Below are 22,690 nucleotides of genomic sequence, written 5' to 3'. Positions count from 1 at the left end.
TGCACTCACAGAGCACAAGTCTCGCCTGGGTCGCTTCTCTCCCCGGTCTCGCTATGCACTCACAGAGCACAAGTCTCGCCTGGGTCGCTTCTCTCCCGGTCTCGCTATGCACTCACAGAGCACAAGTCTCGCCTGGGTCGCTTCTCTCCCCGGTCTCGCTATGCTGTCCTGCAGAGATGGTTGCATTGTCCGCTCCGAATCATCCTGCTGCGGGCAGGGGCAAACGCCTGCGGATGCAACACAGAGAAGCTTTTGCCCCTGAACGCCCTTGCAGGCTGATTCTCCGCTGGGCAGGACAGCAAAGTCGCTATTTTGGGTAAACGCTTCCCCTTTTCTCGAGAAACGAACATTCAATCACAACGCTTCTGGTGGTAAAGATCGCCCGATAAATCAATGGGAACAAAAAAGACGCCGGAAAAGGCGTCTTTTTTCAGTCTTCATTTTTAAACGTCGATTCAATGATCCCGCCTCCCAGACAGTCTTCTCCGTCATAAAAAACGACCGACTGGCCGGGGGTGACGGCCCGCTGCGCATCGTGGAAGCGGACCCGGAGCGTCCCGTTTTCCAGTGGCTCAACGGTCACTCCCTGGTCTTTTTGACGGTAACGGAATTTGGCCGTGCAGAAGAAGGGTTGAGTGCGGTTCTTCCGATCCACCCAATGGATGTGGCTTGCGATCAGACCGTCGGAGTACAGAGCGGGATGATCGTGCCCCTGTGCCACCAGAAGTACGTTCCGTTCCAGGTCTTTCCCGACGACAAACCAAGGTTCCCCGGTGCCGCCGCCTCCGATTCCAAGCCCCTGGCGTTGACCCAGGGTGTAATACATCAAACCATCGTGCCGTCCTTTGACTTCACCGGAGAGCGTTTGTATTTCACCGGGTTGTGCCGGAAGGTATTGGCTGAGGAACTCTTTGAAATCCCGTTCTCCGATGAAGCAAATCCCGGTGCTGTCCTTCTTGTGGGCCGTCGGCAAACCGGCGTCTTCGGCAATCCGACGCAATTCCTTTTTGTTGAGGTGGCCGACGGGAAAGATCGTTTTGGACAGCTGTTCCTGACCGAGGGTGTACAAAAAATACGTTTGGTCTTTGTTGGGATCCTCCCCTCTTTTCAGGCGATATGCACCGTCTGTTTCCTCCACCCGGGCATAATGGCCGGTGGCGATGTAATCGGCACCCAACTGCAGAGCTTTATTCAAAAACTCACCGAATTTGATTTCCTTGTTGCACATGACATCGGGGTTGGGGGTCCGGCCGTTCCGGTATTCCTCCAGAAAATACTCAAACACTCTGTCCCGATACTCCTTTTCGAAGTTGACGGAGTAATACGGAATTCCGATATGATCGGCGACCCGGCGAACATCTTCAAAATCCTCCGTGGCGGTGCAGTTTCCCCATTCATCCGTATCGTCCCAGTTTTTCATGAACAGGCCGACGACATCGTAACCCTGTTCTTTCAGAAGAAGGGCGGCCACGGAAGAATCAACGCCGCCGGACATTCCCAACACCACCCGCGGTGTTTTTTTCGCCATTGGTTACACCTCCCATGAAACGGTTTGGCTTGCTTTTCTCTTGAACTCCTTTATGCTTTGAATATAACGGAAACGAATCCGGGGAAATCTATTTTGCATAATCCACTCCGGGTGATCAACTTTCCTTGGGTCGGTTGATGCTTTAGAAGCGTTGTGATTGAATGTTCATTTCGAGAAAAGGGGAACGGTTTCCGAAAAATCGATGATGGACCGGAAAAAGGATTTCTGACCCATTCCTTAGATTATACCAAAAACCGTTGGGACTTTCGAGGAAGCATCTGCCTTCCCCGGGAGGGTCCTTTCGGCAGAATAAGGGGAAGACGATTCATGCAACCGAAAAAACAACTTCGTTTGACACCCCCCCGTATATTGGTTCTCGGATTTGCCTTGACCATCCTGATCGGTGCAGTCCTTTTGTCTCTGCCGATTGTGGTGGAAGGGAAAGAGCCGATACCCTTTCTGGATGCCCTTTTTACCGCCACATCGGCGGTTTGCGTCACCGGACTGGTGGTTCATGACACGGCAAATACATTCAGCACATTCGGAGAAGTGGTCATCATGCTCCTGATCCAGGTCGGAGGGTTGGGCTTTATGGGTTTTGCCACATTGTTTGCCCTTCTGTTGGGGAAAAGAGTGGGGGTGAAGGAGCGGCTCATCCTGAGGGAGGCGTACCACCAGGACCGGGTGGGTGGTGTGGTGCAGCTGGTCAAATACATTGTGGTGATTTTCGGTGTGTTTGAGGGACTGGGCGCTCTGATTTTGGCCACCCGGTTCATTCCTCTGTTCGGATGGAAAAAGGGAATTTATTTCTCGGTTTTTCACAGCATCTCCGCTTTTAACAATGCGGGTTTTGACTTAAATGGTGCTTTCGGGGATTACAGCAGTTTGACGCCCTTTGTGAACGATCCCGTCATCAGCCTGACCATCCCCGCGCTCTTCATCATCGGTGGGCTCGGGTTCGTCGTGATCGTTGAACTGTTTCAATACCGGTGGACGCGGCGGATCAGCCTGCATACCAAACTCGTTTTGTTGACCACTGGCATCTTGGTGGCAGCGGGAAGCTTCGGGATCCTTTTGATCGAATGGGGGAATCCCCGCACCCTTGGAGGCCTTTCCTTTCGGGATACGGTGGTGGCGGCCTTTTTTCAGGGAGTGACTCCCCGAACCGCAGGATTTAACACTCTGGATTTGGCGGGGATGTATCCCGCCACCCAGTTTCTCATCATCCTGTTGATGTTTGTGGGTGCTTCTCCGGGCTCCACGGGGGGCGGGATCAAAACCACCACCTTCATCACGATGCTTCTGGCCGTGTGGAGCATGATCCGCGGTCAGGACGATGTGGTCAGCTTCAGAAGAACCATCCCCCACCACCAGGTTTACCGCGCCCTGACGGTTACGGTTTTGTCGATGACCCTGGTGATTATCGTGACCATGCTGTTGACGATTACGGAATCCTCCGATGTGTTCCACGTCTTTTTTGAGTCGGTTTCCGCTTTCGGCACGGTGGGGCTTTCATTGGGAGTGACCCCCGATTTGTCCCCGCCGGGGCGGATCTTGGTCCTCATCACGATGTTCATCGGTCGGTTGGGTCCCATGACGGTGGCCTATGCCGTGGCCAAAGGGATGATCAAACCCCCGATCCGCCACCCGGAAGAAAAACCGCTGATCGGCTGATCCCACCGGCGGAGGTGTCGAACCAATGGGGTAGGAAAGACGGCCAATGGTAGGAGCCCACCTTTGGGGCCGACGCGGTATTACATCTTGGAGATTCTTATCGTACAATGAAAAAGAAACCGTAAAACGGAGTCACCGACCGGCAAGGATCGGCTTGACGTGCCATCCTTCAGCGGTTTCCGGTGTTGGTTGTTATTTCATTAAACTTTTTAAAGAATTGCACGCCATTGTTTGTTATAATTTGAATGTCCTTTTCGACAAACTCATTCATTATCCTTCAATTTTATTCAAAATATTCCCTCGACGGGTACCGGAAATTATTTTACAATTTTAGTAATCTTACAATAGTCGATAAATAAGGAGGTTGAGTGATGGGTCAAATCCCCTTATTCGACGAGTTGGGACACCTGATCTGGACAGATCGGGAAGAATTCCGAACTCATGTCATCCCCGGGAACATTCAGGCCGACTGGGATCACCCGCAGAACCTGTACACCTTTGTTGTTCAACTCTATAAGGACGGATTTTTGAAGGAAGCGGAACGGGGAGCCGACCGGCTGCTGGATTTGACCAACCGCGCAGAGGAAGCCCTGCTTTTAAAAGCCTTGATCCTCTTGAAAAACGGAGAGAACGGGGAAGCGGAAAAACATCTCCGGGAATGCATGGAGCAGTATCCGGAAAGAGGAGTGGCCCATACATACCTTGCCCGGATTCACGCGGCACGCTCGGAATCGGAAAACGTGGTGTCGGAACTGAAGGAAGGGCTGTTGAAGGAACCGAATCAGGAGACAGCACTGAGGATGCTCTCCGAATGGGTCCGGAATGAGAATGAATGGATCTCATTGCTGAGGTTGTTTTCTGAACGGGAGGATGCATGGTTGCCATTCCTTGAATTCGGAAGGTTGTTGCTCCGACAGGGAAAACCGGAAGAAGCTCTGGATCAATTTTCCACAGCCATGGAACGAACACGGTCCTTCCGCCCGGAAGAGAACGGTTATCCCGAATGGGAGGAAGAAGTGGCGGCGATGACCGTCTCCGCCCTGTTGCGCAATGAGGGTTTGCTCGAAGAACTGGTGCGTTTCTGCCAGAGCTATTGGAACCCCGCATTTCTCACGCCCTTCCACGGGATGGATTACGCGCATGCCCTTGATGAGATCGGGGATACGCCGGGTGCGATGGAAGTATTGACCCGCATGCTGGATTACATCGACCCCCATTATCAGAATGTGGTCCGTCTGCGCATTGATCAGTTCAAAGGAAAATCCCTGAGCAAAACATAAGACGGGTCCGGAATCGCTTTCTGGACCGAAACTCCGGCTTCCCGTCGAAAGGCCTTTGCCGATTTTGGGTGAGGGTCTTCTTGTTTGACCGAAAAACTGGATCAGGGTGGGTGGCTTGCGATCGGTCAAAACCGTCGCCGCTGGTTACCCGGAATCCGACTCCCAACATGGATGAAAGCGGACGGACAAGGGAATGGAATAAGAGAAAACGAAAAGGAGGGAATGTCGGATGGATTCGGTCTTTTCGTCCGGTGCCCTGAAGGGGAAGACGGCTTTGGTTACCGGGGCGACCGGTGGGATCGGAAGAGAAATCGCCAAACGACTCCGGGGTATGGGAGCCAATCTGGTGTTGACAGGACGAAGGGGCAATGTGCTGAAAGAGTTGAAAAAAGAACTGGACACCGTCGAAGGGTTCGGGGATGTGGTGATCGTGACGGCGGATTTGACGGAAGAAACCGGGCGTGAGAACGTTGTCCGAAAAGCCTCGGATTCTTTCGGGGGAACGGAGATCCTCGTCAATAACGCAGGCGCTTTTGCCAGCGCGTTGTTGGAAGAGGTGAAAGAAGAGGAAATGGAATGGGTGATGAAGGTCAACTTCTTTTCCGTCGTGATGTTGACTCAAAAGGTTTATGAGGAGATGAAACGGAAAAAATCCGGAAAGATTATTCAAATCTCTTCCCTTTCAGGCATCCGCGGTTGGGAAGGAGGGACCCTCTATGCTTCCTCCAAGTTCGCGGTCAACGGGTTCACCCAATGCCTTGCGGTGGAAGCGGCGAAACACGGAATTCAAGTGAATGCGGTGGCCCCCGGTTTCGTGGAAACGGAAATGGCCCGGGAGGCGATCGGAGCCAAAGCGGAACGGGCGGGACGGTCTCTGGCGGAAATGTGGGCCCAAATGGAGCAGGGGTTGCCCACGGGGCGCTTGACCACTCCGGAGGAAGTCGCCAATGCCGTCGCCTTCCTCAGCACCGGCGCGGTCGACAACATGACCGGTACTTATCTTCGGATTTCGGGAGGCGGGCTCTTGGGTTGATTTCGCTTGTCCTGAACCGTTATTCCATATATCATGGGAGAAACGGGAACGAATCGGAGTGAAAAGAAGATGGACCGACTGTTCCACTTTTTTTACGACGAGCGCCTGGAAGTGAGACGGCCGCTTCTTCATGTGAATTACGAAGAGTTGCCCCCTGAAAGCCAACACCGGTTTGAGATGAAATGTCAGGAAGTGTGTGCGGAAATTCCACCCAAACTGAAAGAATGGGAAGAGCGGTACATGATCTGTTTTGATGCCCTGAACCAGGCGGAAGGAGAAGAGGATTTTGACAGGATCTGGGATGAAATGAATGATATCTCCAGCCGAATCGCCGATCTGAATCTCCTGTATTTCCACATTGAAGGGCACCGATACGGAGCCAACGCCTACGCTTGACACTTGCAAACCCCCGCGGATCTGGGCGCGGGGGTTTTTCAGAAGTTCGGTCATTCCGGGCGGTTGACCTCATATGAGGAAGTTCCATCTTGTTTTGCCACGGAAAAACCCTTGTTTCACCTGCATGTAGGCGGGGAACCTGGATGCCTGTTCAGTATGGGGAGAGATGCGGCAAAATATACATCGGATGGATCCGAAGATCCGAGGGGGCAGAGAATCCCGTCAAGAGGGATCCGCATCTTGAATGTTATATACCGGCTGGGGTATAATGGATGGACGAGCCCATGAAAAGGAGCGAGGCTCATGGACTACCACGACGAAAATATGAAGAAACGCTTGCGCCGCGTGGAAGGACAAATCCGGGGGGTCCTCCGAATGATGGAGGAAGAGAAAAGCTGCAAGGAAGTCGTTTCTCAGCTCTCCGCGGTCCGTTCCGCAGTGGACCGGGCGATTGCGTACATTGTCAGCCGCAACTTGGAACATTGCATCCGCGAGGAGATCGCAAAAGGGGAGGACGGGGACACCCACCAACTGGTGGAAGAAGCGATGAACCTGTTGGTGAAAAGCCGTTGACCGGAATTGGGTCAACGGCTTTTTGAGCACGTTGGAAGGGGGAAAGGAAAACCGGGATTCCCGAGAGGGAGAGGAGGGCTTTCATGAAAAAACGGTTCGGGGGATGGATCCTGGCATGTTGGATGATGGTGGCCTGCACACCGGCTTCTCCTCCTGCGGACCCGGGAGGGGAAGAGAAGCAGCCAATGACGGAGGAACAAGCCGGGGAAGAGGTCGAAACGAAGGTGAAGCATCTCCGTGTTCCTTGGTCCCTGGTGGCGACCGATCGCTTTTTTTACATCAGTGAGCGGGGCGGGGCGATTGTGGAAGTGCCGCGATCGGGAGGTGAGCCTTCCCGGAGCGAATTAAGGCTCTCCAAACCGGTTCACCACAAAGGAGAAGGAGGATTTCTGGGGCTTGCTCTCCATCCCGATCGAAAGAGCCAAGATTGGCTTTTCGCTTATCATACGTACCGGGATCAAGGGGAAACGAAAAACCGGGTCATTCTTCTGGAGAAAAAGAAGGGAGTTTGGACGGAGAAGAAAGCATTGCTCGAAGACATTCCGGGAGGCTTCATCCACAACGGGGGAAGACTGGGAATCGGGCCCGACGGTAAACTGTACATCACCACAGGCGACGCCGGCCGGGAAAATATGGCCCAGAATCTCAAGAGCCTGGCAGGGAAGATCCTTCGAATCAATCCGGACGGGACCATCCCGACGGACAATCCTTTCAAGGGTTCCCCTGTTTACAGCTACGGACACCGGAATCCCCAGGGGCTGGCCTGGACCGACAACGGCCGGATGTACAGTTCGGAACACGGCCCCTCCGGCAGCGAGTCGGGCCGGGACGAAATCAACCGGATCCAGGCCGGAAAAAATTACGGATGGCCTGTCATCAAGGGAGATCAAAAGAAGAAAGGAATGGTCTCACCCTTGTATCAATCGGGGAAGGACACCTGGGCTCCCTCGGGAATGGCTTATCTGGACGGGAAACTCTATGTGGCCGGTCTCCGGGGAGAACAGGTTCGCTCTTTCTCCATCCAAGAGAAGCAGACCCGATTGGTTGACAGCGGAAAGGGACGCCTCCGGGATCTCGTCGAGGTGGAAGGAGCCCTTTATGTCCTGACCAATAACACCGATGGAAGAGGCACTCCCAAGAAAGGAGACGATCTTCTTCTGAAACTTTCTCCCTGATTCCGCGGAGGGTTCCGTGGTTTTTGAAATCCAAAAAAAGCTCCCCCCGTGTCATCTTCGAGGGGAGGCCCGGTGTGAGAATTTTGGATGGGTTAACCCGATACCTGACGTACGGGGCGGGGTGTGTCTGCGGGATCTTCGGTTTCCAAAGATTCATCCGCTTCATACTCGATCTTGAATCCCGTAAACCCGTAAAGAATGGCCACCAGCGGGCTGATGATTGCAAGGAAAGCGTAGGGGGCGTAGCTTAGGGTGGAAACACCCAGTGTCGCGGTCATGAAAGCACCGCAGGTATTCCAAGGAACGAGCGGGGATGTCATCGTTCCCGCGTCTTCCAGTGTGCGGGACAGATTTTTCATTTTTAATCCTCGTTCTTTGTATACTGACGCATACATTCTGCCGGGGATCAGGATGGAAAGGTATTGGTCACACCCAATGACATTGGCGGACAGGCAGGTGGCCACGGTGGTTGAAATCAGGCTTCCCGTGGTTTTCGCCAACTTTAAGAGGCTGTTTACGATTGTTCTGAAAATTCCTGATGTTTCCAGAATTCCCCCGAAACTCATGGCGATCAGAATTAATGCCACAGTATACATCATGGATTCCATGCCGCCGTTATTCAGCAGGTTATCCACCACTTTGACACCCGTTTCGGCGGAATAGCCGTAGTACAATACGCTGATCGCTTTTCCGACGGAAGAGCCCTGAACCAATACCGTGCAGACGGCTCCGACGAGAGAACCGATTGTCAAGCCCGGAATCGCCGGAATCTTAAACACCATCATGACAATCACGAGCAAAGGGACCAACAACAGCCAGGGGCTGATCACGAACAAATCGTTCAATTGACTCTGTAATTGAGCCACTTCCCGGAGGTTCGCAGCGGATTCCGAAAAGTGGAAGCCCAGGAAAGCATACAGGATCAATGAGAGGGCCAGAGCCGGAAGGGTGGTGTAGAGCATATGGCGGATATGTTCGAACAACTCCGCTCCCGTGACGCCCGGTGCCATGTTGGTCGTCTCTGAAAGCGGCGAAATCTTGTCCCCGAAATAAACTCCGGAGATGACCGCTCCGGCCACCATGGCCATGTTCATGCCGAGACCTTGTCCGATTCCCATGATCGCAATCCCGATGGTACCCGCCGCGGTCCAGGCGTTTCCGGAGGCGAGAGCGACGATGCAGGAGATGGCGCAGGCGGCGATCAAAAAATATTCCGGTGAGAGGATATTTAAGCCGTAATAAATCATGGTCGGCACAATCCCTCCGGCAATCCATGAACCGATGATGCTTCCGATGATCATCAAGATAAGGATCGCCTGCAATGCCAAACGTACGGCGTTGAGCATGCCCTCTTCGAGTTCTTTCCAGGAATAGCCCAGATACAAAGCAACGACAGTGGCGACCGCTCCGCTCAACAACAAAGGAATATGCGGGTCAGCTTCATATACGGCGATCCCGATATACAAAGAGACCGCCATGAACACGATCGGAACCAAGGACAGAAACAGGCTCGGCTCCTTCTTTTGACGGCTTTTGATGTTCACGATGATTTCCTCCTTGGTGATCGTTTGCTTTTCCGTCAGCCATTGAATAACCAGTCAACGACATCATCGATTTCCTGCTGTGTGTTTCCCGTCGGCTTCACCAACAGGTGTCTATTCATTATTGTAACGAAGGCGTCTGGATCAGGAGGGCGGTAACATTCCCCATTCAATGGCCTGCCGGAATGACTTCATGCCGGTTATGGGCTTCACTTCGTTGTGGAAGCATGCGGGGATGTTGTTTTTTGCAGACGGTAATCCACATTCTCCCACTCCATAAAGGTGGCATATTTCAGCGATTCTTTGTCTCCGGGGAGGTAATTTTCCAGGACGTCGATTAATTGGAACCCGTTTTTGGATTGAAAGGTGAGGACGGGATCATACAGCTTGCCTTGGACGACTTGCCGGGCGTATTCCCATGCAGTGTACCGGTCCGCATATTTGTGATAGTACGGGATCCTGCCCCCGATCAAAATGCTTTTTAAATTCAGTTTTTTGCAGAGTTGTCTGCGGGCGTCGTATAAACGTTGCCCCACTTTCATCTGCCGATATCGGGAATGGACAACAACCTCAATGCCGTACAGATGGTGTCCGTTCGGATCATGGTTGCGGATGTAACCTTGATCCGAAATTTCACTCAGGGTGTGCTGTCGGTTGTAGTCATCGAAGTTAATGATCAGGCTGGAGGAAGATCCGATGATTTTCCCATTCAACTCCGCGCAGATTTGCCCTTCTGGAAAAAGGCGGATCTGGCTTTCGTAATGTTCCGGCTTGAAGGCGACTTCTTCGCCGAAACCTTCCAGAGCCAGGGTTACCACCTGATCAATATCCCCGTATGTCATTTTTCGGATCTGTACATTTTCCGCATGCGTTTGCATGATCTCATCCTTTCATCAAGGTTTGGCTCCCATACCGATCCTCCGTTCACAGGGAGGTGTTAATTGAGACAAATTTCTCTTCCAAAAACTCCTGAATACCTGACCTGCCGCCCTCTCTGCCGATTCCGCTCTCCTTGAATCCCCCGAAAGGTGCCTGAGCGGCCACCGGGGAAGGGTCATTGATTCCGACGATGCCGTAATCGAGCGCTTTCATCATGTGAAAGGCCCGTTGCAAATTACCGGTGTAACAATAAGCGGCGAGGCCGTATCGCTCATGGTTGGCCCGCTGGATCACCTCCTCCTGATCCTGGAAGGTAAAGACCGGAACCACGGGCCCGAACGTTTCTTCTTTTGCAATCCGCATTTGTTCGTGGGCGTGAATGATCACCGTCGGTTCATAAAAATATCCATTTTTTTCTTCGGTAACAAAGGGCTTGCCGCCGCAAAGCACCTTTCCGTTCTGTCTGACGGCATCCTCCACATGGCTTTGCACTTTTTTCATCGCGTTCTCATTGATGAGAGGACCGATTTCCACCCCTTCATGCATTCCGTTGCCGATTTTGAGTTGGGACGCCCGCTCGGCCAGTTTTCGGCCGAATTCTTCCGCCACAAGGTGGGAGACATAAATCCGGTTGGTGCTGATGCACGTTTGTCCGGCGTTCTTGAACTTGGTTAACAGCGCTCCGGTGACGGCGGCGTCAAGATCGGCGTCTTCAAAGACGATGAAGGGGGCATGTCCGCCCAATTCCATCGATATTTTTTTGACACTGTCGGCTGAATCCCGAATCAGTTTTTTCCCGACTTCGGTGGAGCCGGTAAAGGTCAACTTGCGGACATCGGGACTTTGTGTCAATGTGGCACCGATTTCCTCCGCCGGCCCGATCACCAGATTGGCCACCCCTTTGGGCAACTTTGCTTCGTGAAAGCACCTGAACACTTCGATCGCGGAAAGCGGCGTTGAAGGAGCGGGTTTGAGAACGACCGTGCAACCGGCGGCGATGGCAGGAGCAATTTTTCTCGTAATCATGGAAACGGGAAAGTTCCAAGGCGTGATGGCGGCAGTCACCCCCACGGGTTCGTGGATGACCATCAAATGTTTTTGTTGTTGGGAGGCAGGAATGGTCTCACCGTAGACTCGCTTCGCTTCTTCCGCATACCATTCCACATAATCCGTTGCGACGTCGACTTCGCGTTGGGCGTCCGGTAGCGGTTTTCCCATCTCCTTCGTGATGGTCTCCGCCAGGAGTGCCCGGTTTTGTCTCAGCTTGTGGGCAACCGCGTCGAGATATTGACCTCGTTCGCGTCCGGTTTTCCATTTCCACTCGGCAAAGGCGTCTTTCGCCGCCTTCACGGCTTCCAGGGTTTCTTCCCGTCCCCCTGCGGCAATTTCTTTGATCACCTCGCCGGTTGCGGGGTTTGTCACTTCGATCGTTTTTCCGGTCGGTGTGTCTCTGAATTCTCCGTTGATGTACAAGACAATGACACCCTTTCGTCCAATCTGTGGTTGTCGTAAGGTTTTTCAAAGGGCTTGCCGTCGCACAGCCACATCTCTTTCTTTGACAGGTTCATGATGACCGAAAACACCGTTTCAATCTGTCGGTGTTCGGGAGCCCGTTCATTTTTTAGATGATTGATTGAATTCGGCGCATTGAACCGATCCGACAACCATTCTTTGAATGTCTCTTCGTCAATGGACCCACCCCTCTGAATGCTTTGGTTGAGAAGTTGTTCGGCCCGCATTTTCCGAATCATGGAATCGGTATGTTTAAAATTGTTAAGGTCCTGGATATGGCGGGAAATGACAGGAGAGCACAGATGATTCGAATGAACCGCTTTTTCTCCGGCGCCGTCCAGGATATCGATACCGAAAGGTGACACTTCCACATTCATCACCATGCCGTTGCCTGCCCCGTCGTCACAGCCGATCAGGAAATTGGCTGCCGATGCCATCTGTCCTTCGTTGATTTTCGATATGGCTTCATGCAGGGAAAAGGCGTTCAATACACTGCGGAGACCCAGATGAATCGGGACCTCCTCTGATTTTTTGTCGGTTAACAGAGCGTTGAGACAAACCCCGATTCCGGCGGAGTTAAAACCGATCTTTCCGATGATGCCGCCTTCGGTGACCATTTTGATTCTCGGTTTGGATTCGCAAGAGATTTCCAACAGAAGGAGGCTTTTCGATTGCTCCCCTTTCCAATCCCAGTTTTGGCCGATGATGGTATCGACGGAAACCGGAGAAGCGACGCCGATGGACGTGCATCCATCGGTAAATCTCTTGGTGCCGCTTTGCGTCAAGGCGATTTCGCTGCGGGCGTTCAATGCCAGAATGTCTTCGAAATCGACACCCGCTCCCTCTGCGATGCCTTGTATTTCTTCGATGAGCGCGGGATCGTATCGTTCAATGGCTTTTAAATGGAGAAGCGCCCGTTCCCGGACCTCTTTCCAACGGATCTTTTGATAACCGTGAAACAATTTTTCGTAGGTAGCCAGGCTGTGCATGATTTCGTCTTTTCCAAACCGCCCGTGTTGTCGGCCGATCTCTTTGGCCGTTCCTGAAAGCTGGAGTGACTTCATCTTTTCACATCCCGTTTTCAAATGCCGATTTTGGTTTCAAAAGCGTGGATGGCGTCATCGATGATATCGATCATCCGGCCGATTTCACTTTTGTCAATGATGAGAGGTGGTGCGATCGCGACCACATTCTTGCCGTCGGCGGCTCCGAGCGCACGAAGGAGGAGACCCCGTTGAAAACATTCCTCGACCACATCGAGCCCTGCTTTCAACGACGGGTCAAAGGGCGTGTCGTTGTCCGGATCGGCATAAAGCTCGAATGCACCCATCAGACCGATGTTTCTCGTTTTTGTCACGATACGGTGCTTCTTTTCCAAATAGTTCAAACCGGCGTTCAGTTCTTTTTCCATCCGCTTGACATGGGCCACCACCTGATCACGTTCGAGGATCTCCAGGGTTTTCAATGCGACGGCGCAGGCAGTGGGGTGACCGCTGTATGTGAAACCGTGGGCCAAGACTTGATCGTATTGAACCAACGTTTGATGGATGGCTTGGTTCAACAGGACACCGCCCAAGGGAACATAACCACTGGTGATGCCTTTGGCGACGCACATGATGTCGGGGATGACCCCCCAATGATCCACGCCGAACATTCGCCCGGTCCGACCGAAACCGCAAATCACTTCATCAGCGATGAACAATATGTGGTATTCGTCACACAATTGCCGGACCGCTTTCAGATAGCCCTCCGGAGGGATATATACGCCCCCCGATCCCTGGACCGGTTCCAAAATGACTGCGGCCACCGTTTCCGGCCCTTCTTTTTCCACGATGTCACGGATGCAACCCTTGTAATCCGGATCATCCTTGTCACCCAATTCACACCGGGTCAAGTGGGGTTTCGCATGGTACACATCTCCGATGTGGGTACCCGCAAATTTATGGAAACCGGTCAAAGTGGTGGCGGTTCCCGCTGCGATCGTTACGCCGTGATAACCCTGTTTCAATGAAATGATTTTCTTTTTTTTCGGTTGATTTTGCATCTGCCAATAGAATCGGGCCAACTTGAACGCCGTATCGTTGGATTCCGATCCACCCGAGGTGTAAAACACCGTATTCAGGTTTCCGGGGGTCAGGGATGCCAGTTTTTCCGCCAGCCGAATGGCCGGTTCATTGGAATAGCCGGCAAAAGAGGAGCTGTAAGCGATTTTCATCATCTGTTCGCTTGCGGCGTCGGCAAGCTCTTTTCTCCCGTGCCCCAGGTTCACGTTCCACAGCATGGAAACCCCGTCGATGTAGGACTTGCCGTTAGGATCACGGACGGTAATGCCGTTTCCCCCGGAGAAAATGATCTTGGGCCCTTGTTCCGCATGTTTTTTGGGGGAAGTGGCAGGGTGAAGGTAGTGCTTTTGGTCCAAGGCCTTCAGTTCTTCCACCTGTGATTGGAGAGAGACATTTGCAGCCATGTTTGATACCTCCTTGAGATGGTTTGTCGCTTTCCCTGTCGATACAGATGCAAAATGGATGCCAATCAAAAAGGGAAAGTTTGCGCGTATTTTGCCGCCAAAGGAAAAAACCGTTTTATGCAAAAATGCATAATGTAGTACTTGTCGCATAAAAAATCCCCCGGTCAGGGGGAAGGGGAATCTCTATCGGAGGGAGGCGTTGCCTTTCCGTTGCATGATTTTCTGGTATTTCCGACTGACGGCCGACTGGCTGATTTTCAGTGCTTTGGCTGCTTTGGTGGTGGTCTTGTATTTCCGGAGCGCCATCAGGATCAGCTGTTCTTCCACGTATTCCCGCGCTTCGTGGAAAGGCAGCAGGTCATTAACGATCAGTTTGGCTTTTGCCTTTTTGTTAAAATTCAAAAACTGGTGAACGAATTCCGCACTGATGATCTCATCCTCCGCCGTTACCACCAATCGTTCGATGAGGTTTTGGAGTTCCCGGATGTTTCCGGGCCACGAATAAACCTCCAGAAGGTTGAGCGCTTCGGGTGACAGATGATAATTTTTGTTGTATTGTGCGTTCAACTGCTGGATGAAGTGAAAGGCGAGCAGCGGGATGTCTTCGGGTCGTTCCCTTAAGGGCGGGACCTGAATCGGAATCACATTGATCCGGTAAAACAAATCTTCCCGGAAGGCTCCCTCTTCCACCATGGACTCCAGATTGCGATTGGTCGCCGCGATAATCTGCACATCCACGGGAATCGCCCGGGTGCTGCCTACCGGTGTGACTTCTTTTTCCTGCAGCACTCTCAATAATTTGACCTGGAGACGCGGCGTCAGTTCGCCGATTTCATCCAGGAACAGCACACCTTTGTCGGCTTGTTGAAAATAGCCGATTTTTCCGTTGGTGTTCGCTCCGGTAAAGGCTCCCTTTTGGTAACCGAACAACTCGCTCTCCAGCAGTTCTTCGGGGATTGCGCCGCAGTTGATCGTTAAAAAAGGTTGATCGGAACGGTTTCCCTGTTCATAAATGGACCGGGCGATCAATTCTTTGCCCACCCCCGATTCTCCCAGAATCAGAACCGTGGAATCGAAGTCTTTCAGCTTTTGGACTTTATCCATCACCTGTTCCATTTTTTGACTGCAGTAAACGAGTTTGTATTGGTGTTTTCCTTTGTTTTTTAATTGATCCAATTCTTGCTTGTATTTCCTTGTCATTTTTTTGGTTTTCTGCAATTCCGATTTCAATTGGGTGGTTTCGGTGATGTCCCTTGATGCGATGATGATGCGATGAATTTCCCCATCTTCGTTGAACACGGGGTTGCCGACGGCCAAAATGGTCTTTCCGCTTTCGGTTCTCTGAACGATGGACGCTTTTTTCTTCTTTTCCATCACCAGCCGGATGACGGAGGAATTGATGCGTCCTTCTTTTTCCAATTCCAACAGGTTTTTTCCAACATAGGTTTTCAGGTCGTCACCCCAGAAATCGGAGATGAAATTTTCACTGTGACGAAGCAGTTCGCCGTTCCGGTTCACAACCAAGATTTCATCGTACATCGTGGCCAAAATGGCGTTTAAATCCCGGTTCAGGTCTTTTACATGCTCCAGTTCCATGGCCATTTCTTCAACCATCGGCAAATCCTGCACGATGATGATCATTCCGTTGATTTTATCTTCCGGACCCCGGATGGGGCTGTAGTCGGCAAGAACACCCATTTCATCGGTGATCAGAATCTGGTTGAGCAGCGTTTCCCCGCTGGAGAAGACTTTTTCCACATGCTCCGGATCGAACACGGAGCCGGCGTCGGCATTAATGACCTGTTTTAAGGAAGATCGGATCATCTTCAGTCCGGATTCATTGCAATTGACGATTTTTCGGTCCTGATTGATGACGAAGATCCCCATCGGGATGGAGGAAAGCAGTGTTTTTAAGAAATTCAGGTTGCTGTTCTCCCGCCTGAACAACTCGGCGAGGGCCTCCTCCCTTTTAATGTAACCGATAAAGTCATGTTCGGCGTTTTGAACCAGGGTGATCGAGTTTCCAAGGATTTGGAATAAGAGGGGGAGGGAATCTTTTTGGCCGGGGTGGAGGATTGCGATGTGGTCCAAGGGAGTGGCACAGGACCGGAGCATGTCCACTGTGAGATCCGGATGCTTCCAAGTGGATAGGGGCAGATCTTCCAGGGACACATAGGCATACACCTGATCGTGCTTTTTCAGGAACAAAAACGGTTCTTCCAACTGATGTATCTTATGTTGCCAATCGCGATCCAAAGGTTCAACGGAAAAGCAAAAGAAAGGTTTGAGTTTTTCCTTCATTGCCTTGTACATGAAAGACAATTCCCTTCTGTATCAGCTTGATTTTTCTTTATCATAGCAGAAGCGCGTATTGTTGAAAAATTGGCCGGGGTCACGGGGGATGGGGGGTTCTTTTTTAATAATATCACTTATGCAATCTTGCATAAGCCATCTGTGCCCGATCCTGTCATGGAAATAGATTCCGGTGATTTTCCATGGAAACGTCGAATCGGTTCCGGGATTTGGAGTGGAGAGGAAGCGCCCTGAGGGACCAAGTGGGGAGTCTTTTCAACCGGAGCCCTTGGCCAGTGGGGAGGATCCGCCTGGAGATCAACCGATTACGTTGGTACGGAAATTGCAACTTATTGAGATTGAGCCATTCAAAAAATCATCAGCATATCCGAAAGGAGAGATGGGTTGGCGGGTTGGTGCTTTGGTGGATTTTCGGTATTTCAAGGATGAACGTGCCGGAGTCCCATGGATCTTTCCGACTGGGGAACGGACCGAAGGTTGATTATTGAACGGCCGGGTGAAATCCGGATCTCAAAGGAAAAGGAGGCAGGCAGTGGAATGATGCGATATCGCTTGTACATCGACGGAGCGTGGCAAGAAGCATCGACGGGAACGTATTTCGACGTCACCAATCCTGCGGACGGCTTGGTGGTCGGCCAAGCGGCGGACGGGGGGAAGGAGGATGTCACAAAAGCGGTGGACGCCGCCTCAAAGGCGTTTCCGGGCTGGTCCCGGAAAACCGCCCGCGAACGGGGAGAGCTGCTGGCCCGGGTATATGACGGGATGATGAACCGGAAAGAGGAAATGGCCCGTCTGATGACCCTGGAGCAAGGCAAACCCTTGGCGGAAGCGCGGGGGGAGGTGCAGTATGCCGCCGATTTCTTCCAGTGGTATGCAGAAGAAGCCAAACGGATTTACGGGGAGACCATTCCGGCCAACTCCCCGGATAAACGGATTTGGGTGCAGCACCAGCCGGTGGGGGTGGCTGCGGCGATCACCCCCTGGAATTTCCCCGCAGCCATGATCACACGGAAAGCCGCCCCGGCCCTTGCCGCCGGCTGCACCATGGTGGCGAAACCGGCGGAACAAACCCCGCTTACCGCCGCCTTGCTGGCGGAGATCATGGAGGAGGCCGGGATTCCCGCCGGGGTGTTCAACCTGGTGACCGGGACCCGGGCCGCGGAGATCGGGGATGCCCTCCTGGAGGACGAACGTGTCCGGAAGCTCACCTTCACCGGTTCGACGGAAGTGGGCAAAACCCTGATGAAAAAAGCGGCGGACACCGTGAAACGGATCAGCTTGGAATTGGGGGGGCACGCGCCTTACCTCGTCTTTGAGGATGCGGATCTGGAAAAAGCGGCAAAGGAAGTGCTGGCCAGCAAGTTCCGAAACGCCGGCCAAACCTGTGTCTGCACGAACCGGGTGTACGTTCACCGGAGTATCAAGGAGGAATTCGCAGACCTCCTGGCCCGCTATACCGGTGAAATGAAGGTGGGGCCCGGGCTGGAGGAAGGTGTGCAGATCGGTCCTCTGATCGATCAAGCCGCCCTTGAAAAAGTGGAGCGACATGTCCGGGACGCGGAGGCGAAAGGGGCCCGGGTGATGGTCGGGGGGCGTGCCGTCCCGGCGGAAGGGAGCGGTTGCTTCTTTGAACCCACCGTTCTTTTGGACACGACGGAGGAAATGTTGGTGGAACAGGAAGAGACCTTTGGGCCGGTCCTTCCCGTCCATGTTTTCGACACCGAAGAGGAGGCCCTCACGTTGGCCAACAACACCCGGTTCGGTCTGGCGGCTTACCTGTACACCCGGGACCTCTCCCGCGCGGTACGGATCTCGGAAAGCTTGGAGTACGGGATCGTCGGCGTGAACGACGGGATGCCTTCGACGGTCCAGACTCCCTTCGGCGGAGTGAAAGAAAGCGGCCTCGGTCGGGAGGGGGGCCGTTACGGGATCGAAGAATACCTGGAAACCAAGTACATCTCCATCGGTTTGAAATAAACAGGGAAACGAGGAGGAACCCCCATGTCGAAAACGCAACGTCGTCATATCCGCATTCACACCCCGATCCCCGGCCCCAAAGCCCGGGCTCTCCTGAACCGAAGGGAGAAAAACGTACCTCAGGGGCCCGCCTGCAAGCTTCCCACCTTTGCGGAAAAGGGGGAGGGGGCCATTCTCACCGATGTGGACGGCAACACATTCATTGACTTTGCCGGAGCCATCGGAACCCTGAATGCCGGACACCGTCCCGCCGGCGTGGTGGAAGCCCTGAAAGACCAGCTGGACCGTTACATCCACACCTGTTTCAACGTCATGATGTACGAGCCTTATATTCAGCTGGCGGAGAAGTTGAACGAAATCACCCCGGGAGATCATCCGAAAAAAACATTTTTCCTCAACAGCGGGGCGGAGGCGGTGGAAAACGCCGTCAAGCTGGCGAGGAAATTTACCGGGCGGCAGGCCGTGGTCTCCTTTGACCGCGGCTTCCACGGAAGAACCCTTCTCACCATGTCGTTGACCAGCAAAGTGAAACCGTACAAGTACGGCTTCGGTCCCTTTGCGCCGGAAACCTACAAGCTGCCGTATCCGTACTACTACCGGGAGAGGGACGGGGTTTCCCCGGAAGAGACCGACAGGGAACTCCTGCGCCGGGTGGAAGATTTCTTTCTCGGGGAGGTTCCGGCGGACCAGATTGCAGCTGTGATCATGGAACCGGTCCAGGGGGAAGGCGGATTCATCGTCCCGTCCAAAACCTTTGTCCAGGGCATCCGGAAAATTTGCCGGGAACACGGGATCCTGTTTATCGCCGACGAAGTGCAGACCGGTTTCGGACGAACCGGGCGGATGTTCGGCATGGAGCATTATGAAGTGGTTCCGGATCTGATGACGATGTCCAAGTCGATTGCGGCCGGATTGCCGATCAGTGCAGTGACCGGCCGGGCGGAGATTATGGATGCTGCCAACCCCGGAGAGATCGGCGGCACCTACGGCGGCAGCCCGCTGGGTTGCGTGGCGGCCCTGGAAGTGATCCGAATGATGGAAGAAGACGGACTGCCGGACCGGGCTCAGGAAATCGGTCGTCAGATCCGGGACCGGTTTTCGTCCCTGGCCAACCGATATCCCCAGATCGGAGGCGTACGGGGGCTGGGGGCCATGTGTGCCTTTGAGACCGTCAAAGGGGACGGCAAAGAGCCGGATCCCGGTTTGGCCGGAGAGATCATCCGCGCCTGCGGACAAAAGGGGGTCATCCTGATGGGGGCCGGATTGTACAGCAATGTGATCCGGACTCTCTGTCCACTGGTGATCACCGACGACCAGCTTCAGGAAGCCCTGGACGTCATCGAAGAAGTGGTGGAGGAACGGTTAAGATGACAAGACCCCCGGTTCAAACATGAGGGGAGAACCATACCCGGGTGAAGAGACCGTGCCCGTTGTCATCCATTCCATGATCGGGGGTGGGAGGTGCGGAACGGGTCAAAGGGGTTCGCCGGGGGATGGCCGGGAAGATCCTGCAGGCCTGGATGATCACTCTCCCCGGAAGCCGCCGCCGCGAGTTGGCTGAATCGCCGCTTCTTTCCTGCGAAGGAGGCGGCTTTGGCTTTCCGTATGGGGGACGGCGAAGGGGGCATCCTAGAAGTGTTGTGATTTCATGTTCGTTTCGAGAAAAGGGAAGCGTTTACCCAAAATAGCGACTTTGCTGTCCTGCCCAGCGGAGAATCAGCCTGCAAGGGCGTTCAGGGGCAAAAACTTCTATGTGTTGCATCCGAAGGCGTTTTGCCCCTGCCCGCAGCAGGATGATTCGGAGCGGACAGTGCCTGCATCTATGCAGGACAGCAGCCGGAGCGGCTTTGGGTAAATGCTGCCGCTCACTTTTTCACAATACTTCTAGACGCAAACTGCCATGATAAAGGGGGATTTTCTTTGAACGAACGACTTCGGGAACGGCTGCTCCACGCGCTTCCCGTCTATTTTGGAGAGAGGAATTACCGGGAATACAGGGTGGAAACCCAGCCGCGGAGCATGATCAGTGTCCTCGATACCGGGCAGCAGGTATCCCCCACCCTGATCGAAGACCGGGAGGGGACCATCGGGCTGGCCGGTGTGGCTCCTCACTCGAAGACGATTTATTTCTGGCCCGGGTGAAAATAGTCCTTTGTCACCGATACGGTTACATCCGGGATCGGGACGTATCATAAGGTGGGGATGACGTCATTCACCCCCCTCCGGCGCCGGAAGGGGGGTGATGGGGGTGGTCCGGGGCTTTGCCGGAGCGTGGGGTTCTGTTTGAAGGATGGGGCCCGGCTTTCAGCATCCACCCCGTTCAAGTTGTGAGTGAGGTCGATTGTGTCAGACCAACGGGGCGGCAACCCGGTTTTTCAGGTTGGCTCCGCATTCCTTCCCCGTATCGTAGGAAAGGTTTCCGATTCCGCGGCACAACGCGGTCCAAGATCCTTCTCCCTCCCAGAGGCGGCAGGTCGTCCCGAGGAGATCGGCCCCTTCCTCCACGGCGACTTCCCACAGTTCCATGAAACTTTCGCGGTGCGCTTCCTCCGGAACCGCGGGGTGGAGCCATTCCCGTTTGCTTTCGTTCAGGTAATCGGTCTCCGAACGGACCGGACGGTAACGAAAGGGGCCGATCTTTCCCAGGGTGAGAAACCATTTCACTCCGCAGGGGTCGTAAAAGATCCGGAGCGCCCGTTTCATATGACGATAGGCTTCGTCCCAATGACCGGGGAGAACGGCCGCCGTTTCCTCCGGAAAGTGTTTCCGGGCGGTGCCGTGAAGGACTTCCGCCCACTCTCGGGGGAGGGTCCGGCCCACATCGATCAGGGGGACCACCGGAGTTTTCCAGGTCTTCCATCCCGCCAGGCGTTCCGCCAGCAGGGTGTCGATGATTACCTCCAGCTTCTGATGCTTGTATTTCCCGTTCCCGGACCGGTAGATGATATAGGGGTGGGTCTTCCGGTCCAAAATGTGATGGGTCAGAAAGCCGGCTACATATTCCCGCATGTCGGGGACATCCGCCGCCGCCCGGATCAAGTCCAGCAGAAACGGCCCGCAATGGCGCCGGTGGATGGCAGACCCCAGGCGGCGGACGGAATCGTCCCGTTTCCAGGGCCAAAAATTATGATACAAAAGAGAATCGGGTCCCTGACACCCCAGGTTGAACGGGTGCCAGTCCCGGGGTTCGGATTGTCCCGCACGGGCCCGGACCCTTTTTCCAAACAGGATGTGGCTCCAAACATTGGGCAACGATCTCACCTCGTGGGGTGGGGGATTCGAAACAACGTTTCTGAGAATCTATTCGGCTCATTTTTCCCCATTCCTGTCGGATAGCGGAAAAACCCCGGGTTCCCGCTTTTGCTTTGGTTCCCCCAGGAAAGCGTGGTATAGTGAAAGAATATCCGGAGTCAACGGGAGGTATGCAGGTTGTCGATGCTGGAAACGGCCGTGAAAGCAGCGGAAAAGGCGGGGGAACGGATTCGGGCCCATGCCGCCGCCGCCAAAAAAGTCCGTTTTAAATCTTCGTCCCACGACCTGGTGACGGAAGTCGACCAGGCGGCGGAGGAAATCATTCGAGATACGATCCTGAAGATCCATCCCAGTCACGCCATTCTGGGGGAAGAAGGGGTGGAAGCCGGTGTGGAGGCTTCCAGAGCCGCCCTGGAGGAGCACCGGTCTTTTGAAGACCTGTGGATCGTGGACCCGATCGACGGAACGACCAACTTCGTCCACGGATTCCCGATGTTCTGCGTTTCCATCGCTTACGCCCGCCGCCAGGAAGTGGTTGCCGGGGTCATCTACGACCCCTTGCGCGACGAACGGTTCACCGCGGAGAAGGGGAAAGGGGCGTTTCTGAACGGAGAGCCGATCCGGGTCTCCGGCGAGGAGCGTCTGGAGGAAAGTCTGGTGGCCACCGGTTTTCCGGCGGGTGCCGGGGGTGCCCGGCAACGGAACGTGGAAGGGATTTTGAAACTTTCTCCCCGTTGCCGCAACGTGCGCGCCGGAGGCTCCGCCGCCCTCCATCTGGCTTATGTCGCCGCGGGAAGGCTGACGGGGTTCTGGGAATTGGAGCTGAACGCCTGGGACCTGGCCGCGGGGAGCCTCCTGGTCCGGGAAGCCGGGGGCGAGGTGACGGACACCGCGGGGACCCCCTACGACATCGGAGTCCGGCACATCCTCGCCACCAATGGAAACATCCACCCGGCCATGTTGAAGGAGCTGAAAGAGGCCCGGGCCACCGGTTTTGAAGCACAATAAACCGGACGGTTAAAAGCGGCCTTTACCATCCTGCCCGGCGGAAGCTGAAGGGAGGGCGTTCAGGGGCAACCCCTTTGCTTGT

At 54.0% G+C, this 22,690-nt stretch carries 18 protein-coding genes; 10 read left to right on the top strand and 8 right to left on the bottom strand.

All coding sequences use genetic code 11. The features are described 5' to 3' along the window. Positions 1-430: 430 nt before the first annotated feature. Entirely contained in the window at positions 431-1,528 is a 1,098-nt protein-coding gene (gene mnmA, locus C8P63_RS15900) for a tRNA 2-thiouridine(34) synthase MnmA (protein ID WP_108025707.1), read from the bottom strand. A gap of 327 nt (positions 1,529-1,855) precedes the next feature. Between mnmA and C8P63_RS15895 the strand changes: the two genes are divergently transcribed. The 6 genes from C8P63_RS15895 (at position 1,856) to C8P63_RS15870 (ending at position 7,659) form a co-directional block, all read left to right on the top strand. Next, positions 1,856-3,202: a TrkH family potassium uptake protein gene (locus C8P63_RS15895; protein ID WP_108025719.1), complete on the top strand. Its 1,347-nt coding sequence runs from the start codon at positions 1,856-1,858 to the stop codon at positions 3,200-3,202. A gap of 371 nt (positions 3,203-3,573) precedes the next feature. Continuing rightward, positions 3,574-4,482, top strand: coding sequence for a tetratricopeptide repeat protein (locus tag C8P63_RS15890; protein WP_108025705.1), 909 nt, complete (start codon positions 3,574-3,576; stop codon positions 4,480-4,482). Between the two features lie 229 nt (positions 4,483-4,711). Then, a complete protein-coding gene (locus tag C8P63_RS15885; protein ID WP_108025703.1) occupies positions 4,712-5,515 on the top strand; it encodes an SDR family NAD(P)-dependent oxidoreductase in 804 nt (267 codons plus the stop codon). Positions 5,516-5,584: 69 nt separating this feature from the next. After that, positions 5,585-5,911, top strand: a complete 327-nt coding sequence (locus C8P63_RS15880) for a hypothetical protein (RefSeq protein ID WP_108025701.1) — start codon at positions 5,585-5,587, stop codon at positions 5,909-5,911. Positions 5,912-6,214: 303 nt separating this feature from the next. Next, positions 6,215-6,484 (top strand): metal-sensitive transcriptional regulator, encoded by a 270-nt coding sequence (locus tag C8P63_RS15875; RefSeq protein WP_108025699.1) that lies wholly within the window; start codon positions 6,215-6,217, stop codon positions 6,482-6,484. A gap of 83 nt (positions 6,485-6,567) precedes the next feature. Then, the gene (locus C8P63_RS15870; protein WP_108025697.1) at positions 6,568-7,659 is read left to right on the top strand and encodes a PQQ-dependent sugar dehydrogenase; all 1,092 of its coding nucleotides are present in this window, start codon (positions 6,568-6,570) and stop codon (positions 7,657-7,659) included. Positions 7,660-7,751: 92 nt separating this feature from the next. On the opposite strand, the gene nhaC is transcribed toward C8P63_RS15870, so the two are convergent. The 6 genes from nhaC to C8P63_RS15840 form a co-directional block, all read right to left on the bottom strand. Then, positions 7,752-9,203 (bottom strand): Na+/H+ antiporter NhaC, encoded by a 1,452-nt coding sequence (gene nhaC, locus C8P63_RS15865; protein ID WP_245920969.1) that lies wholly within the window; start codon positions 9,201-9,203, stop codon positions 7,752-7,754. Between the two features lie 206 nt (positions 9,204-9,409). After that, positions 9,410-10,078: a GNAT family N-acetyltransferase gene (locus tag C8P63_RS15860; RefSeq protein ID WP_108025694.1), complete on the bottom strand. Its 669-nt coding sequence runs from the start codon at positions 10,076-10,078 to the stop codon at positions 9,410-9,412. 46 nt (positions 10,079-10,124) lie between these two features. Beyond that, positions 10,125-11,552, bottom strand: a complete 1,428-nt coding sequence (locus tag C8P63_RS15855; protein WP_281258735.1) for an NAD-dependent succinate-semialdehyde dehydrogenase — start codon at positions 11,550-11,552, stop codon at positions 10,125-10,127. Next, on the bottom strand, positions 11,498-12,655 hold the full coding sequence (locus C8P63_RS15850) for a C45 family autoproteolytic acyltransferase/hydrolase (RefSeq protein ID WP_108025690.1): 1,158 nt from the start codon (positions 12,653-12,655) through the stop codon (positions 11,498-11,500). The genes C8P63_RS15855 and C8P63_RS15850 overlap by 55 nt, the downstream gene beginning before the upstream one ends. Positions 12,656-12,672: 17 nt before the next feature. After that, positions 12,673-14,058: an aminotransferase family protein gene (locus C8P63_RS15845; protein WP_108025688.1), complete on the bottom strand. Its 1,386-nt coding sequence runs from the start codon at positions 14,056-14,058 to the stop codon at positions 12,673-12,675. Positions 14,059-14,241: 183 nt separating this feature from the next. Further along, the gene (locus tag C8P63_RS15840; RefSeq protein ID WP_108025686.1) at positions 14,242-16,371 is read right to left on the bottom strand and encodes a sigma 54-interacting transcriptional regulator; all 2,130 of its coding nucleotides are present in this window, start codon (positions 16,369-16,371) and stop codon (positions 14,242-14,244) included. A 537-nt stretch (positions 16,372-16,908) separates the two neighbouring features. On the opposite strand from C8P63_RS15840, the gene C8P63_RS15835 reads away from it, so the two are divergent. The 3 genes from C8P63_RS15835 to C8P63_RS15825 all read left to right on the top strand — a co-directional run bounded on the left by C8P63_RS15835 (position 16,909) and on the right by C8P63_RS15825 (position 20,490). Beyond that, positions 16,909-18,348: an NAD-dependent succinate-semialdehyde dehydrogenase gene (locus C8P63_RS15835; protein ID WP_108025715.1), complete on the top strand. Its 1,440-nt coding sequence runs from the start codon at positions 16,909-16,911 to the stop codon at positions 18,346-18,348. A 24-nt stretch (positions 18,349-18,372) separates the two neighbouring features. After that, on the top strand, positions 18,373-19,719 hold the full coding sequence (gene gabT, locus C8P63_RS15830) for a 4-aminobutyrate--2-oxoglutarate transaminase (protein WP_108025684.1): 1,347 nt from the start codon (positions 18,373-18,375) through the stop codon (positions 19,717-19,719). Between the two features lie 549 nt (positions 19,720-20,268). After that, the gene (locus C8P63_RS15825) at positions 20,269-20,490 is read left to right on the top strand and encodes a hypothetical protein (protein ID WP_108025683.1); all 222 of its coding nucleotides are present in this window, start codon (positions 20,269-20,271) and stop codon (positions 20,488-20,490) included. A 204-nt stretch (positions 20,491-20,694) separates the two neighbouring features. Here C8P63_RS15825 and C8P63_RS15820 read toward each other — a convergent pair whose 3' ends face one another. Then, positions 20,695-21,600: a hypothetical protein gene (locus C8P63_RS15820; RefSeq protein ID WP_108025681.1), complete on the bottom strand. Its 906-nt coding sequence runs from the start codon at positions 21,598-21,600 to the stop codon at positions 20,695-20,697. A gap of 183 nt (positions 21,601-21,783) precedes the next feature. Here C8P63_RS15820 and C8P63_RS15815 point away from each other — a divergent pair, with 183 nt between their 5' ends. After that, a complete protein-coding gene (locus tag C8P63_RS15815; RefSeq protein WP_108025713.1) occupies positions 21,784-22,608 on the top strand; it encodes an inositol monophosphatase family protein in 825 nt (274 codons plus the stop codon). The last annotated feature ends 82 nt before the right edge of the window (positions 22,609-22,690 follow it).

Source organism: Melghirimyces profundicolus (genome assembly GCF_003054245.1).
GTDB classification, from domain to species: domain Bacteria; phylum Bacillota; class Bacilli; order Thermoactinomycetales; family DSM-45169; genus Melghirimyces; species Melghirimyces profundicolus.
Note: the sequence above shows the minus strand (reverse complement) of the source record. Positions and strands in the feature narration are given on the sequence as shown.